We start from the raw sequence: 14,941 nt of genomic DNA on the forward strand, positions 1-14,941 counted from the left end.
CTCCTCTCAGTTCTGAGGACACGGTAATGATTGATGCGACGGAAGTAAAAATCCATCGCCTTAAAAAACAATTAGCGAATTATTCTGGTAAAAAGAAATGCCACGCTATGAAGGCTCAAGCGATTGTCACAAGTCAAGGGAGAATTGTTTCTTTGGAGATCACTGTGAACTATTGTCATGATATGAAGTTGTTCAAAATGAGTCGCAGAAATATCGGACAAGCTGGTAAAATCTTGGCTGACAGTGCTTATCAAGGACTCATGAAGATATATCCTCAAGCACAAACTCCGAGGAAATCAAGTAAACTTAAGCCATTAACTCTTGAAGACAAAGCCTGTAACCATGCACTATCTAAGGAGAGCAGCAAGGTTGAGAATATTTTTGCCACAGTAAAAACGTTTAAAATGTTTTCAACAACCTATCGAAATCATCGTAAACGCTTCGGATTACGAATGAATTCGATTGCTGGCATTATCAATCATGAACTAGGATTCTAGTTTTGCAGGAAGTCTAGTAGTAAAATAAACTAAAAATCTGTTGCATAATAATGATAAAAACGATATAATGAAAGCGTCTTCGATATTGATGATATAAAATCATTAAAAATTAGCAAAAATCGTTTAATTAGTTAGTTTATAATCTATTGGTCTTCTTCAGTCCAGTGTATCTGCTAAGACCGTTCTTAAAAGTTATCGCTATGATTGGAATACCTACTATAGGTATAGTATGAATTACCACAGATATGGATATATTGTCATTCCGGAATGGTCTTCTTATTATAGCTATTCTGAGTATAAAGTTGGCGGAGGCTGGAACTACGATCGTTATGAGGTAGTAAACCATTACAAAGGAGGCTATTGATCCTTAAAGAGTGAGAAAAAGGAGGACTGGATATGTTACAGCTTACTCATGTGACCTTAAAAACGCGACAAGTCATCTTGCAAGATGCGGATTTCACCTTTAATAAAGGCAGGGTTTATGGTGTTCTCGCTATCAATGGCTCTGGAAAGACGACCCTGTTCCGCGCCATTAGCAACTTAATCCCCATAAGTAGTGGAAATATCGCAGTCTCTCCTTCTTTATTTTATTATGAGAGTGTTGAATGGCTGGATGGAAACTTAAGTGGGATGGACTATCTTCGCCTTATAAAAAGCATCTGGAAGTCAGACCTGAACTTGAGGGATGAAATCGCCTACTGGGAAATGTCTGACTATATCAGCCTTCCCATTCGCAAGTATTCCCTAGGCATGAAGCAACGCTTGGTGATTGCCATGTATTTCCTCAGTCAGGCCAAATGCTGGCTTATGGATGAAATTACAAATGGCTTAGATGAGTATTATCGACAGAAGTTTTTTGATAGGCTGGCACAAATCGATAGACAAGAGCAGCTGGTTCTTTTAAGTTCCCACTATAAGGAAGAGTTGGTTGATGTCTGCGATAGAGTAGTAACCATTCATCAGGGGCAGATAGAAGAGGTTTAGTTTATGAAAGATGTTAGTCTATTTTTATTGAAAAAAGTTTTCAAAAGTCGTTTAAACTGGATTATCTTACTTTTATTTGCATCTGTACTCGGTGTTACCTTTTATTTAAATAGTCAGACTGCAAACTCACACAGCTTGGAGAGCGAGTTGGAAACCAGTGTTGTAAAATATGAGAGAATCATCAATGAAAATGAAGTGAAGCTTTCCCAAATGTCTGACACCAGCTCGGAGGAATACCAGAGTGTTAAAAGTAATTTAGACTTGCAAAAAAATTTTTTAACGCAAAAGAAAGAAATTTTGAATTTACTAAAAGAAGGACGATGGAAAGAAGCCTATTATTTGCAGTGGCAAGATGAAGAGAAGAATTATGAAGTTATGTCAAATGAACCGACTGCTAGCTCTGACTTTAAAATGGCGGTTGACCGCCAACGAAAGATTTACCAAGCCCTGTATCCCTTGAACATAAAAGCACATACTTTGGAGTTTCCGACCCACGGGATTGACCAGATTGTCTGGATTTTAGAGGCTATCATCCCAAGCTTGTTTGTGGTTGCTATTATTTTTATGCTAACGCAACTATTTGCAGAAAGATATCAAAATCATCTGGACACAGCTCAGTTATATCCTTTTTCAAAAGTGACATTTGCTTTATCCTCTCTTGGAGTTGGAGTGGGCTATGTAACTGTGCTGTTTATCGGAATCTGTGGATTTTCTTTTCTAGCGGGAAGTCTGATAAGTGGTTTTGGACAGTTAGATTATCCCTACCCAATTTATAGCTTAGCGAATCAAGAGGTAACTATTGGAAAGATACAAGATGTGTTATTTCCTGGCTTGTTCTTAGCTTTCTTAGCCTTTATCGTCATTGTGGAAGTCGTGTATTTGATTGCTTACTTTTTCAAGCAAAAAATGCCTGTCCTTTTTCTTTCACTCATTGGGATTGTTGGCTTATTGTTTGGCATCCAAACCATTCAGCCTCTTCAAAGGATTGCACATCTGATTCCCTTTACTTACTTGCGTTCAGTGGAGATTTTATCTGGAAGATTACCTAAGCAGATTGATAATGTCAATCTAAATTGGAGCATGGGGCTAGTTTTACTTCCTTACTTGATTATCCTTTTGTTAGTGGGGATTTTATTTATCGAAAGATGGGGAAATTCACGTAAAAGGGAAGTTTTTAATAGATTCTAGCTTTCCTATAGGTAGGGAAAATAAGTAAAAACTAACATAGAGAGGGAATCAACTTGATTCTCTCTTTTTGATTCGAAAACCAAACCAAAATACAAACACAAACTTTTCAAAAAATAACTTTTTATCTTGACAAGAGCTAGAAAACTTGGTATCATATAAAAGTTGAGAAAAGCAGAAGTGAGAGCTTCTCGCCTTGTGACATTAAGTTGCCTGGCCCTACGGATGAAAAGTTTCGAAGAAACGCTATCATAACGTGCGGGCTTGTATATTTACGAGTCCGCTATTGTTTTTCTCTAATAAAACAAAAGAGGTGAAAACCATAGCAAAGCAAGACTTATTCATCAATGATGAGATTCGTGTACGTGAAGTTCGCTTGATTGGTCTTGAGGGAGAACAGCTAGGCATCAAGCCACTCAGTGAAGCGCAAGCTTTGGCTGATAACGCTAATGTTGACCTAGTATTGATTCAACCCCAAGCCAAACCGCCTGTTGCAAAAATTATGGACTACGGTAAGTTCAAATTTGAGTACCAGAAGAAGCAAAAAGAACAACGTAAAAAACAAAGCGTTGTTACTGTGAAAGAAGTTCGTCTAAGTCCAACGATTGACAAGGGTGACTTTGATACAAAACTTCGCAATGCACGCAAATTCCTTGAAAAAGGAAATAAAGTTAAGGTATCTATTCGCTTTAAGGGTCGTATGATTACCCATAAAGAGATTGGTGCAAAAGTTTTAGCCGAGTTTGCTGAAGCAACTCAAGATATTGCCATCATCGAACAACGTGCTAAAATGGATGGACGTCAAATGTTCATGCAATTGGCGCCAGCGACTGACAAAAAATAATTGTCAGAAAGTTAAATAAAGGAGAAAAAATCATGCCAAAACAAAAAACACACCGCGCATCAGCTAAACGTTTCAAACGTACAGGTTCTGGTGGACTTAAACGTTTCCGTGCTTACACTTCTCACCGTTTCCACGGAAAAACTAAGAAACAACGTCGTCATCTTCGTAAAGCATCTATGGTGCATTCAGGAGATTACAAACGTATCAAAGCAATGCTTACTCGCTTGAAATAATAGCTTGACTGTAAGTAAATAATTCTAGGAAATATTTGGAGGAAATAAAACATGGCACGTGTTAAAGGTGGCGTTGTATCACGCAAACGTCGTAAACGTATTCTTAAATTAGCAAAAGGTTACTATGGAGCTAAACACATCTTGTTCCGTACTGCAAAAGAACAAGTAATGAACTCTTACTACTATGCATACCGTGATCGTCGTCAGAAAAAACGTGACTTCCGCAAATTGTGGATCACTCGTATCAACGCGGCAGCTCGTATGAACGGACTTTCATACTCACAATTGATGCATGGTTTGAAATTGGCTGAGATCGAAGTTAACCGTAAAATGCTTGCTGACTTGGCTGTTAACGATGCAGCAGCTTTCACAGCTCTTGCAGATGCAGCTAAAGCAAAACTTGGTAAATAACAACTGATGAGACTGGAAGAGGATTGTCCAGTCTTTTTAAAAATAAAGGAGAAAAATATGGCTTCAAAAATGCTACATACTTGCTTGCGAGTAGAAAATCTTGAAAAATCAATTGCATTCTATCAAGATGCTTTTGGTTTTAAAGAATTGCGTCGCAGAGATTTTCCAGATCATGCCTTCACGATTGTCTATCTAGGTCTTGAGGGTGATGACTATGAGTTGGAATTGACTTATAACTACGATCACGGCCCTTATGTGGTTGGAGATGGCTTTGCTCATATCGCCCTAAGTACACCTGATCTTGAGGTTCTTCATCAAGAGCACAGTGCAAAAGGCTATGAAGTGACTGAGCCAAATGGCCTACCAGGAACTACACCAAACTATTACTTTGTCAAAGACCCTGATGGCTACAAGGTCGAAGTCATTCGTGAAAAATAATCTCATGAGGTCAAGTAGAATGTTCCTTTTCTACTTGACTTTTTTTAGCTGAAAGAGTATACTAATAAAAATTTAACCTTTAAGGGGAGTCCAGAGAGACTCACAAGGTGTCAGATAAAAGAATAGTACAATTTTCTAGAGGAGACTTTTGAGTTTGCTCTCTTCTGTTGTACAATTTTAACTGAGGCCTTGCACTAGCAAGGTCTTTTCTTTGTCTGGTCCCCTTAAAATTTAAGGAGGAAAAGTCATGAATCCCACATGTAAGAAACGTTTGGGTGCCATTCGTTTGGAAACCATGAAGGTGGTTGCACAGGAGGAAATCGCGCCAGCAATCTTTGAACTAGTCTTAGAAGGAGAAATGGTTGAAGTCATGCGAGCAGGACAATTTCTACATCTGCGTGTGCCTGATGATGCCCATCTTTTGCGTCGTCCTATTTCAATTTCGTCTATCGATAAGGTTAAGAAGCAGTGTCATCTCATTTACCGGATTGAGGGAGCTGGGACTGCAATTTTTTCAACCTTAAGTCAGGGAGACACTCTTGATGTGATGGGGCCTCAGGGAAATGGTTTTGACTTGTCTGACCTTGATGAGCAGAATCAGGTTCTCCTTGTTGGTGGTGGGATTGGTGTTCCACCCTTGCTTGAGGTGGCCAAGGAATTGCATGAACGTGGAGTGAAAGTAGTGACAGTCCTCGGTTTTGCTAATAAGGATGCTGTTATTTTGAAAACGGAATTGGCTCAGTATGGTCAGGTCTTTGTAACGACAGATGATGGTTCTTATGGCATCAAGGGAAATGTTTCCGTTGTTATCAATGATTTAGATAGTCAGTTTGATGCTGTTTACTCGTGTGGGGCTCCAGGAATGATGAAGTATATCAATCAAACCTTTGATGATCACCCAAGAGCCTATTTATCTCTGGAATCTCGTATGGCTTGTGGGATGGGAGCTTGCTATGCCTGTGTTCTAAAAGTACCAGAAAGCGAGACGGTCAGCCAACGCGTCTGTGAAGATGGTCCTGTTTTCCGCACAGGAACAGTTGTATTATAAGGAGAAAATTATGACTACAAATCGATTACAAGTGTCTCTACCTGGTTTGGATTTGAAAAATCCGATTATTCCAGCATCAGGCTGTTTTGGCTTTGGACAAGAGTATGCCAAGTACTATGATTTAGACCTTTTAGGTTCTATTATGATCAAGGCGACAACCCTTGAACCACGTTTTGGGAATCCAACTCCAAGAGTGGCAGAGACGCCTGCTGGTATGCTCAATGCAATTGGCTTGCAAAATCCTGGTTTAGAGGTTGTTTTGGCTGAAAAGCTACCTTGGCTGGAAAGAGAATATCCAAATCTTCCTATTATTGCCAATGTAGCTGGTTTTTCAAAACAAGAGTATGCAGCTGTTTCTCATGGGATTTCCAAGGCAACTAATGTAAAAGCTATCGAGCTCAATATTTCTTGTCCCAATGTTGACCACTGTAATCATGGACTTTTGATTGGTCAAGATCCAGATTTGGCTTATGATGTGGTGAAAGCAGCTGTGGAAGCCTCAGAAGTGCCAGTTTATGTCAAATTAACCCCGAGTGTGACCGATATCGTTACTGTCGCAAAAGCTGCAGAAGATGCGGGAGCAAGTGGCTTGACCATGATCAATACTCTGGTTGGAATGCGCTTTGACCTCAAAACCAGAAAACCAATCTTGGCCAATGGAACAGGTGGAATGTCAGGTCCAGCAGTCTTTCCAGTAGCCTTCAAACTCATCCGCCAAGTAGCCCAAACAACAGACCTGCCTATCATTGGAATGGGGGGAGTGGATTCGGCTGAAGCTGCCCTAGAAATGTATCTGGCTGGGGCATCTGCTATTGGAGTTGGAACAGCTAACTTTACCAATCCTTATGCCTGCCCTGACATCATCGAAAATTTACCAAAGGTTATGGATAAATATAGTATCAGCAGTCTAGAAAATCTTCGCAAGGAAGTAAAAGAGTCTCTGAGGTAAACTGCAATCAATCTGTTCTTGATTTTTTATTAGTTTGTAATATGAATTTAGGAGAATTTTGGTACAATAAAATAAATAAGAACAGAGGAAGAAGGTTAATGAAAAAAGTAAGATTTATTTTTTTAGCTCTGCTATTTTTCTTAGCTAGTCCAGAGGGTGCAATGGCTAGTGATGGTACTTGGCAAGGAAAACAGTATCTGAAAGCAGACGGCAGTCAAGCAGCGAATGAGTGGATTTTTGATGCTCACTATCAATCTTGGTTCTATATAAAAGAAGATGCCAACTATGTTGAAAATGAATGGCTAAAGCAAGGTGACGACTATTTTTACCTCAAATCTGGTGGCTATATGGCCAAATCAGAATGGATAGAAGACAAGGGAGCCTTCTATTATCTTGACCAAAATGGAAAGATGAAAAGAAATGCTTGGCTAGGAGCTTCCTATGTCGGTGCAACAGGTGCCAAAGTAATAGAAGACTGGGTATTTGATTCTCAATACGATGCTTGGTTTTATATCAAATCAGATGGACAACACGCAGAGAAAGAATGGCTTCAAATTAAGGGCAAGGACTATTATTTCAAATCTGGTGGTTATTTGCTAACAAGTCAGTGGATTGAGCAGGCTTATGTGAATGCCAGTGGTGCCAAAGTGCAGCAAGGTTGGCTTTTTGACAAACAATACCAATCTTGGTTTTACATCAAAGAAAATGGAAATCATGCTGACAAAGAATGGATTTTCGAAAATGGTCACTATTATTATTTCAAATCTGGTGGCTATATGGCAGCAAATGAATGGATTTGGGATAAGAAATCTTGGTTTTACCTCAAGTCTGATGGGAAAATAGCTGAAAAAGAATGGGTCTACGATTCTCATAGTCAAGCTTGGTACTACTTCAAATCCGGTGGCTACATGGCAGCCAATGAATGGATTTGGGATAAGGAATCTTGGTTTTATCTCAAATCTGATGGGAAAATAGCTGAAAAAGAATGGGTCTACGATTCTCATAGTCAAGCTTGGTACTACTTCAAATCCGGTGGCTACATGGCAGCCAATGAATGGATTTGGGATAAGGAGTCATGGTTTTACCTCAAGTCTGATGGCAAAATGGCTAAAAAAGAATGGGTCTACGATTCTAAAAGTCAAGCCTGGTACTACTTCAAATCCGGTGGCTACATGGCGAAAAATGAGACAGTAGATGGTTATCAGCTTGGAAGCGATGGTAAATGGCGTGGAGAAAAAGCTACAAATGAAAATGCTGCTTATTATCAAGTAGTACCAGTCACAGCAAATATCTATAATGCAGATGGTGAAAAGCTCTCCTATATATCGCAAGCTAGTGTTGTTTGGCTAGATAAGGATAGAAAAAGTGATGACAAGCGCCTGGCTATTACTATTTCTGGTTTGTCAGGCTATATGAAAACAGAAGATTTACAAGCGCTAGATGCTAGTAAGGACTTTATCCCTTATTATGAGAGTGATGGCCACCGTTTTTATCACTATGTGGCTCAGAATGCTAGTATCCCAGTAGCTTCTCATCTTTCTGATATGGAAGTAGGCAAGAAATATTATTCGGCAGATGGCCTGCATTTTGATGGTTTTAAGCTTGAAAATCCTTTCCTTTTCAAAGACTTGACAGAGGCTACAAACTATAGTGCTGAGGATTTGGATAAGGTATTTAGTTTGCTAAACATTAACAATAGCCTCTTGGAAAATAAGGGAGCTACCTTTAAGGAAGCCGAAGAACATTACCATATCAATGCACTCTATCTCCTTGCCCATAGTGCTTTAGAAAGTGATTGGGGACGAAGTAAGATTGCCAAAGATAAGAATAATTTCTTTGGAATTACAGCCTATGATACGACCCCTTACCTTTCTGCCAAGACATTTGACGATGTGGATAAAGGTATTTTAGGAGCAACCAAGTGGATTAAGGAAAATTATATCGATAGGGGCAGAACTTTCCTTGGAAACAAGGCATCTGGTATGAATGTGGAATATGCCTCAGACCCTTATTGGGGCGAAAAAATTGCTAGTGTGATGATGAAAATCAATGAGAAATTAGGTGGCAAAGATTAGTCCTATAATTGGATATGATTTGAGTATAAGTTAAAAATCCTGATTTCAAATAAAATCAGGATTTTTTCATGGATGCGATTTTTTCTGGATCTGGTGTGACACGGAGGGTCTTTTGTCCTGTGTAAGTGACAAAGCCGGGTTTTCCGCCAGTTGGTTTATTGAGTTTCTTGACTTCAATCATATCTACCTGGACCAGATTTGACAGGCGACCTTGAGAGAAGTAGGCTGCAAGTTCTGCTGCGTCTGTCTTGACTTCATCAGATGGGTCAAGATTGCCTGAGATGACAACATGGCTTCCAGGAATGTCCTTGGCATGGAACCAAAGTTCCTCCTTGCGGGCCATTTTAAAGGTTAGTTCCTCATTTTGCAGGTTATTGCGGCCAACATAGATGATGGTTTTGCCATCGCTTGCTAGATATTGTTCTGGTTTTTTACGTTTCTGGATTTTTTCTCTCTGTCTTCTACGGATAAAGCCGGTTTGAATCAATTCTTCACGGATTTCAGCGATTTCTTCCAGTCCAGCTTGGTTGAGGACAGTTTCGACACTTTCCAGATAGAGAATGGTTGCCTTGGTTTCCTCAATCAGATCAGTCAAGTATTTGACAGCTTCTTTGAGTTTCTGGTACCGTTTAAAATAGCGTTGGGCATTCTGGTTGGGAGTCAAGGCCTTATCAAGCGCAATGGTGATAGGTTGATTAGTGTAGTAGTTGTCTAGGATAACCTGGTCTTGGTCGTTAGGCACTTGGTGGAGGAAGGTTGTCAGCAATTCTCCTTTTTGGCGAAATTCTTCAGCATTGTCTGTCGCCAGTAACTCTTTTTCCTGTTTTTTCAGCTTATGTCGATTTTTCTGCAGTTCGTTTTCAACACGGCGAATGAGTTCACTGGCTTGCTGTTTGACACGGTCTCGCTCAGCCTTGTCCTTATAGTAGGTGTCCAACAAATCAGAAAGACTGGAAAAAGGCTCTCCCACTTGATTTTCAAAAGGAACTGGACTGAAAGAAGTCTCAGTCAAGCATGGTTTGGTTTCTTGATGGAAAAAGTTTCGGAAAGTGGAAAGTTTTTCACTAACCAGTATGCTTTCCAATTTATTTGCCGTATCGCGTCCCAGACCTTGAAAGAGGCTTTGAAGATTTTTAGCTGTCGTTTCCTGTGTTTGCAGGATTTCAAAGAGTTTCTCGTCCTTGATTGTAAAAGGATTGAGAGATTCCGTACTTGGCGGAGCGATGTAGGTCGACCCAGGAAGCAAGGTACGGTAGCTATTTTGTGAAAAGCCAACGTGTTTGATAACTTCGAGGATTTTATGACTGCTTTTATCGACCAGTAGAATATTACTGTGTTTCCCCATAATTTCGATAATCAAGGTAGCCTGGATATGGTCTCCAATCTCGTTTTTATTGGAAACTGTAATTTCCACAATACGGTCATTTTCCACTTGCTCAATCGACTCAATCAGGGCCCCCTGCAAATACTTTCTCAAAATCATGATAAAGGTAGAAGGTTGGGCTGGATTTTCAAAAGTCGTTTGGGTCAGCTGAATGCGTCCAAAAACTGGATGGGCAGAAAGGAGCAGGCGATGGCTTTGGCGATTGCTGCGGATTTGCAAGACCAACTCTTGTTCAAAAGGCTGATTGATTTTCTGGATGCGACCATTCACTAATTCGCTTCGCAATTCCTCAACTATGTGGTGTAAAAAAAATCCGTCAAATGACATCGTTCTCTCCTTGTGATTGTATTCCATAGTATTATATCAAAAAGGTAGAATAAAATCATGGAAATGTGGTATAATAAAGCCAAGTAAAGAGAAACGAGAAGCACATGTATATTGAAATGGTAGATGAAACTGGTCAAGTTTCAAAAGAAATGTTGCAACAAACCCAAGAAATTTTGGAATTTGCAGCCCAAAAATTAGGAAAAGAAGACAAGGAGATGGCAGTCACTTTTGTGACCAATGAGCGTAGTCATGAACTTAATCTGGAGTACCGTGACACCGACCGTCCGACAGATGTCATCAGCCTTGAGTATAAACCAGAATTGGAAATTGCCTTTGACGAAGAGGATTTGCTTGAAAATCCAGAATTGGCAGAGATGATGTCTGAGTTTGATGCCTATATTGGGGAATTGTTCATCTCTATCGATAAGGCTCATGAGCAGGCCGAAGAATATGGTCACAGCTTTGAGCGTGAGATGGGCTTCTTGGCAGTACACGGCTTTTTACATATTAACGGCTATGATCACTACACTCCGGAAGAAGAAGCGGAGATGTTCGGTTTACAAGAAGAAATTTTGACAGCCTATGGACTCACAAGACAATAAACGAAAATGGAAAAATCGTGACTTGATATCCAGTTTAGAATTTGCTTTGACAGGTATTTTTACTGCTATCAAGGAAGAATGCAATATGCGAAAACACGCAGTGACGGCTCTAGTGGTCATCCTTGCAGGTTTTGTTTTTCAGGTGTCACGAATCGAATGGCTCTTTCTCCTATTGAGCATTTTCTTGGTAGTAGCCTTTGAGATTATCAACTCTGCTATTGAAAATGTGGTGGATTTGGCCAGTCACTATCACTTTTCCATGCTGGCTAAAAATGCCAAGGATATGGCGGCTGGCGCGGTATTAGTGGTTTCTCTTTTCGCAGCCTTAACAGGCGCATTGATTTTTCTCCCACGAATCTGGGATTTATTATTTTAAACAGTAAGAGGAAATTATGACTTTTAAATCAGGCTTTGTAGCCATTTTAGGACGTCCCAATGTTGGGAAGTCAACCTTTTTAAATCACGTTATGGGGCAAAAGATTGCCATCATGAGTGACAAGGCGCAGACAACGCGCAATAAAATCATGGGAATTTACACGACTGATAAGGAGCAAATTGTCTTTATCGACACACCAGGGATTCACAAGCCTAAAACAGCTCTCGGAGATTTCATGGTTGAGTCTGCCTACAGCACCCTTCGCGAAGTGGACACCGTTCTTTTCATGGTGCCTGCTGATGAAGCGCGTGGTAAGGGGGACGATATGATTATCGAGCGTCTCAAGGCTACCAAGGTTCCTGTGATTTTGGTGGTGAATAAAATCGATAAGGTCCATCCAGACCAGCTCTTGTCTCAGATTGATGACTTCCGTAATCAAATAGACTTTAAGGAAATTGTTCCAATCTCAGCCCTTCAGGGAAATAATGTGTCTCGTCTAGTGGATATTTTGAGTGAAAATCTGGATGAAGGTTTCCAATATTTCCCGTCTGATCAAATCACAGATCATCCAGAACGTTTCTTAGTTTCAGAAATGGTTCGCGAGAAAGTCTTGCACCTAACTCGTGAAGAGATTCCGCATTCTGTAGCAGTAGTTGTTGACTGTATGAAACGAGACGAAGAGACAGACAAGGTTCACATCCGTGCAACCATCATGGTCGAGCGCGATAGCCAAAAAGGGATTATCATCGGTAAAGGTGGCGCTATGCTTAAGAAAATCGGTAGTATGGCCCGTCGTGATATCGAACTTATGCTAGGAGACAAGGTCTTCCTAGAAACCTGGGTCAAGGTCAAGAAAAACTGGCGCGATAAAAAGCTAGATTTGGCTGACTTTGGCTATAATGAAAAAGAATACTAAGTAGAGGTGGGCTCATGCCTGCTTCTTGTTTTTACAGAAGGAGGACGTATGCCTGAATTACCTGAGGTTGAAACCGTTCGTCGTGGTTTAGAAAAATTGATTCTGGGAAAGAAGATTTCGAGTATAGAAATTCGCTATCCCAAGATGATTAAGACAGATTTGGACGAGTTTCGAAAGGAAGTGCCTGGCCAAGTTGTTGAGTCAATGGGACGTCGTGGAAAATATTTGCTGTTTTACCTAACAGACAAGGTCTTGATTTCCCATCTGCGGATGGAGGGCAAGTATTTTTACTATCCGTACCAGGTTCCTGAACGCAAGCATGCCCATGTTTTCTTTCAGTTTGAAGATGGTGGCACGCTTGTTTATGAGGATGTTCGCAAGTTTGGTACTATGGAACTCTTGGCGCCTGACCTTTTGGATGCCTACTTTATTTCTAAAAAATTAGGTCCTGAACCAAGCGAACAAGACTTTGACTTGCAGATCTTTCAAGATGCCCTAGCCAAGTCCAAAAAGCCTATCAAATCCCATCTCCTAGACCAGACCTTGGTAGCTGGACTTGGCAATATCTATGTGGATGAGGTTCTCTGGCGAGCTCAGGTTCATCCGGCAAGACCTTCCCAGACTTTGACAGCAGCAGAAACGACAGCCATTCATGACCAAACCATTGCTATTTTGGGCCAGGCCGTTGAAAAAGGTGGTTCGACCATTCGGACCTATACCAATGCCTTTGGGGAAGATGGAACCATGCAGGATTTTCATCAGGTCTATGACAAGGCTGGTCAAGAGTGTTCACGCTGTGGGACAGTGATTGAGAAAATCCAACTAGGCGGACGTGGAACCCACTTTTGTCCTCAGTGCCAAAGGAGGGGCTGATGAGAAAAATCATCGGAATCACTGGGGGAATTGCCTCTGGTAAGTCAACCGTGACAAATTTTCTAAGAAAGCAAGGCTTTCAAGTAGTGGATGCCGACGCAGCCGTCCACCAACTACAGAAACCTGGTGGTCGTCTGTTTGAAGCTCTAGTCCAGCACTTTGGTCAAAAAATTATCTTAGAAAATGGAGAACTCAATCGCCCTCTCCTAGCTAATCTCATCTTTTCAAATCCTGAAGAACAGGAATGGTCTAAGCGAATCCAAGGAAAGATTATCCGTGAGGAACTAGCTACGTTGAGAGATCAGTTTGCTCAGACAGAAGAGATTTTTTTCATGGATATCCCCTTACTTTTTGAGCAGAACTACGTCTCTTGGTTTGATGAGACTTGGTTGGTCTATGTGGACCGAGATGTCCAAGTAGAACGCTTAATGAAAAGGGACAACTTGTCCAAAGATGAAGCTGAGTCTCGTCTGGCAGCCCAGTGGCCTTTAGAGAAAAAGAAAGATTTGGCCAGCCATGTTTTAAACAACAATGGGAATCAGGACCAGCTTCTTACTCAAGTGGTCTCCCTGCTTGAGGGAGGTAAGCAAGATGACAGAGATTAACTGGAAGGATAATCTGCGCATTGCCTGGTTTGGTAATTTTCTGACAGGAGCCAGTATTTCCTTAGTTGTGCCTTTTATGCCCATCTTTGTGGAAAATCTAGGTGTTGGGAGTGAGCAAGCTGCTTTTTATGCAGGTTTAGCTATTTCTGTCTCTGCCATTTCCGCGGCGCTCTTTTCTCCTATCTGGGGAATCCTTGCTGATAAATACGGTCGAAAACCCATGATGATTCGTGCTGGTCTGGCCATGACTATCACTATGGGAGGCTTGACCTTTGTGCCAAATATTTATTGGCTAATCTTTCTTCGTTTACTGAATGGTGTATTTGCGGGTTTTGTTCCCAATTCAACGGCCTTGATAGCCAGTCAGGTTCCCAAGGAGAAATCAGGCTCTGCCTTAGGTACTTTGTCTACAGGTGTAGTTGCAGGTACTCTAACTGGTCCCTTTATTGGTGGCTTTATCGCAGAATTATTTGGCATTCGTACAGTTTTCCTACTGGTTGGTAGTTTTCTGTTTCTAGCCGCTATTTTAACTATTTGCTTTATCAAGGAAGATTTTCAACCAGTAGCCAAGGAAAAGGCCATCCCAACAAAGGAATTATTTACATCAGTTAAATATCCCTATCTCTTGGTCAACCTCTTTCTGACCAGTTTTGTTATCCAATTTTCAGCCCAATCAATCGGTCCTATCTTAGCTCTGTATGTACGCGACTTAGGGCAGACAGAGAATCTTCTTTTTGTATCTGGTTTGATTGTATCCAGTATGGGCTTTTCCAGCATGATGAGTGCAGGAGTTATGGGCAAGCTAGGTGACAAGGTGGGCAATCATCGTCTCTTGGTTGTCGCCCAGTTTTATTCAGTCATCATCTATCTTCTCTGTGCCAATTCCTCTAGTCCCCTTCAACTAGGACTCTATCGATTCCTCTTTGGCTTGGGAACCGGTGCGCTGATACCTGGGGTCAATGCCCTTCTCAGTAAGATGACACCCAAAGCTGGTATTTCGAGGGTCTTTGCCTTTAATCAGGTATTCTTTTATCTGGGAGGTGTCGTTGGTCCTATGGCAGGTTCTGCAGTAGCAGGACAATTTGGCTACCATGCAGTCTTTTATGCGACAAGCCTTTAGTTGTCTCTTTAACCTGCTTCAATTTCGAACATTATTAGACTTCCTGCGAAACAATATATGGTATAATAGTTCTA

At 40.9% G+C, this 14,941-nt stretch carries 17 protein-coding genes, 1 pseudogene and 1 other annotated feature; of the genes and pseudogenes, 17 read left to right on the plus strand and 1 reads right to left on the minus strand.

All coding sequences use genetic code 11. The features are described from left to right. The 11 genes from HT669_RS08230 to HT669_RS08280 form a co-directional block, all read left to right on the plus strand. On the plus strand, positions 1–497 hold a 497-nt coding region (locus tag HT669_RS08230), incomplete at its 5' end, for a transposase (RefSeq protein WP_172933681.1). 145 nt (positions 498–642) lie between these two features. After that, the gene (locus HT669_RS11225; RefSeq protein WP_033605204.1) at positions 643–861 is read left to right on the plus strand and encodes a hypothetical protein; all 219 of its coding nucleotides are present in this window, start codon (positions 643–645) and stop codon (positions 859–861) included. Positions 862–893: 32 nt separating this feature from the next. Then, complete coding sequence (locus HT669_RS08240) at positions 894–1,481, plus strand: ABC transporter ATP-binding protein (protein WP_023936431.1); 588 nt, start codon at positions 894–896, stop codon at positions 1,479–1,481. A gap of 3 nt (positions 1,482–1,484) precedes the next feature. Continuing rightward, positions 1,485–2,669 carry a hypothetical protein gene (locus HT669_RS08245; protein ID WP_050223296.1) on the plus strand — a complete coding sequence of 395 codons (1,185 nt, stop codon included), beginning with the start codon at positions 1,485–1,487 and terminating at the stop codon, positions 2,667–2,669. Between the two features lie 163 nt (positions 2,670–2,832). Beyond that, positions 2,833–2,964 (plus strand) — a sequence feature (ribosomal protein L20 leader region). 15 nt (positions 2,965–2,979) lie between these two features. Continuing rightward, a complete protein-coding gene (gene infC, locus HT669_RS08250) occupies positions 2,980–3,510 on the plus strand; it encodes a translation initiation factor IF-3 (RefSeq protein ID WP_000848180.1) in 531 nt (176 codons plus the stop codon). 32 nt (positions 3,511–3,542) lie between these two features. Further along, the gene (rpmI, locus tag HT669_RS08255) at positions 3,543–3,743 is read left to right on the plus strand and encodes a 50S ribosomal protein L35 (RefSeq protein WP_001125943.1); all 201 of its coding nucleotides are present in this window, start codon (positions 3,543–3,545) and stop codon (positions 3,741–3,743) included. Positions 3,744–3,794: 51 nt separating this feature from the next. Further along, positions 3,795–4,154: a 50S ribosomal protein L20 gene (rplT, locus tag HT669_RS08260; RefSeq protein ID WP_000124834.1), complete on the plus strand. Its 360-nt coding sequence runs from the start codon at positions 3,795–3,797 to the stop codon at positions 4,152–4,154. Between the two features lie 57 nt (positions 4,155–4,211). Then, entirely contained in the window at positions 4,212–4,592 is a 381-nt protein-coding gene (locus HT669_RS08265; RefSeq protein WP_000157159.1) for a VOC family protein, read from the plus strand. 247 nt (positions 4,593–4,839) lie between these two features. After that, positions 4,840–5,640, plus strand: coding sequence for a dihydroorotate dehydrogenase electron transfer subunit (locus HT669_RS08270; RefSeq protein WP_023936428.1), 801 nt, complete (start codon positions 4,840–4,842; stop codon positions 5,638–5,640). Next, a complete protein-coding gene (locus HT669_RS08275; RefSeq protein ID WP_166736489.1) occupies positions 5,603–6,589 on the plus strand; it encodes a dihydroorotate dehydrogenase in 987 nt (328 codons plus the stop codon). The genes HT669_RS08270 and HT669_RS08275 overlap by 38 nt, the downstream gene beginning before the upstream one ends. A gap of 41 nt (positions 6,590–6,630) precedes the next feature. Next, positions 6,631–8,664 carry a glucosaminidase domain-containing protein gene (locus HT669_RS08280; RefSeq protein WP_079230772.1) on the plus strand — a complete coding sequence of 678 codons (2,034 nt, stop codon included), beginning with the start codon at positions 6,631–6,633 and terminating at the stop codon, positions 8,662–8,664. Between the two features lie 55 nt (positions 8,665–8,719). Here the strand turns inward: HT669_RS08280 and pavA are convergent, their stop codons facing one another. Next, complete coding sequence (pavA, locus tag HT669_RS08285) at positions 8,720–10,375, minus strand: Rqc2 family fibronectin-binding protein PavA (protein ID WP_050223298.1); 1,656 nt, start codon at positions 10,373–10,375, stop codon at positions 8,720–8,722. Between the two features lie 104 nt (positions 10,376–10,479). On the opposite strand from pavA, the gene ybeY reads away from it, so the two are divergent. From ybeY to HT669_RS08315, 6 genes and pseudogenes are all read left to right on the plus strand, one after another. Further along, positions 10,480–10,977 (plus strand): rRNA maturation RNase YbeY, encoded by a 498-nt coding sequence (gene ybeY, locus HT669_RS08290; RefSeq protein ID WP_000275156.1) that lies wholly within the window; start codon positions 10,480–10,482, stop codon positions 10,975–10,977. Further along, entirely contained in the window at positions 10,958–11,353 is a 396-nt protein-coding gene (locus HT669_RS08295) for a diacylglycerol kinase (protein ID WP_023939135.1), read from the plus strand. The genes ybeY and HT669_RS08295 overlap by 20 nt, the downstream gene beginning before the upstream one ends. 16 nt (positions 11,354–11,369) lie before the next feature. After that, positions 11,370–12,269, plus strand: a complete 900-nt coding sequence (gene era / locus HT669_RS08300; protein ID WP_000143269.1) for a GTPase Era — start codon at positions 11,370–11,372, stop codon at positions 12,267–12,269. Between the two features lie 48 nt (positions 12,270–12,317). Beyond that, complete coding sequence (gene mutM / locus HT669_RS08305) at positions 12,318–13,142, plus strand: DNA-formamidopyrimidine glycosylase (protein ID WP_050223299.1); 825 nt, start codon at positions 12,318–12,320, stop codon at positions 13,140–13,142. Next, the gene (coaE, locus tag HT669_RS08310) at positions 13,142–13,747 is read left to right on the plus strand and encodes a dephospho-CoA kinase (protein WP_050971507.1); all 606 of its coding nucleotides are present in this window, start codon (positions 13,142–13,144) and stop codon (positions 13,745–13,747) included. The genes mutM and coaE overlap by 1 nt, the downstream gene beginning before the upstream one ends. Continuing rightward, positions 13,734–14,941, plus strand: a pseudogene (locus HT669_RS08315) (multidrug efflux MFS transporter); the annotation flags it as partial. The gene coaE and the pseudogene HT669_RS08315, both read left to right, overlap by 14 nt.

It is taken from the genome of Streptococcus sp. 2100 (genome assembly GCF_013276335.1).
Lineage (GTDB): Bacteria > Bacillota > Bacilli > Lactobacillales > Streptococcaceae > Streptococcus > Streptococcus pseudopneumoniae.

Coding starts and splice junctions, on each gene's coding strand:
- HT669_RS08240 (WP_023936431.1), top strand. CDS start 894: ATGTTACAGCTTACTCATGTGACCTTAAAAACGCGACAAGTCATCTTG.
- HT669_RS08245 (WP_050223296.1), top strand. CDS start 1,485: ATGAAAGATGTTAGTCTATTTTTATTGAAAAAAGTTTTCAAAAGTCGT.
- rpmI (WP_001125943.1), top strand. CDS start 3,543: ATGCCAAAACAAAAAACACACCGCGCATCAGCTAAACGTTTCAAACGT.
- rplT (WP_000124834.1), top strand. CDS start 3,795: ATGGCACGTGTTAAAGGTGGCGTTGTATCACGCAAACGTCGTAAACGT.
- HT669_RS08265 (WP_000157159.1), top strand. CDS start 4,212: ATGGCTTCAAAAATGCTACATACTTGCTTGCGAGTAGAAAATCTTGAA.
- HT669_RS08270 (WP_023936428.1), top strand. CDS start 4,840: ATGAATCCCACATGTAAGAAACGTTTGGGTGCCATTCGTTTGGAAACC.
- HT669_RS08275 (WP_166736489.1), top strand. CDS start 5,603: ATGGTCCTGTTTTCCGCACAGGAACAGTTGTATTATAAGGAGAAAATT.
- HT669_RS08280 (WP_079230772.1), top strand. CDS start 6,631: ATGAATTTAGGAGAATTTTGGTACAATAAAATAAATAAGAACAGAGGA.
- pavA (WP_050223298.1), bottom strand. CDS start 10,375: ATGTCATTTGACGGATTTTTTTTACACCACATAGTTGAGGAATTGCGA.
- ybeY (WP_000275156.1), top strand. CDS start 10,480: ATGTATATTGAAATGGTAGATGAAACTGGTCAAGTTTCAAAAGAAATG.
- HT669_RS08295 (WP_023939135.1), top strand. CDS start 10,958: ATGGACTCACAAGACAATAAACGAAAATGGAAAAATCGTGACTTGATA.
- era (WP_000143269.1), top strand. CDS start 11,370: ATGACTTTTAAATCAGGCTTTGTAGCCATTTTAGGACGTCCCAATGTT.
- mutM (WP_050223299.1), top strand. CDS start 12,318: ATGCCTGAATTACCTGAGGTTGAAACCGTTCGTCGTGGTTTAGAAAAA.
- coaE (WP_050971507.1), top strand. CDS start 13,142: ATGAGAAAAATCATCGGAATCACTGGGGGAATTGCCTCTGGTAAGTCA.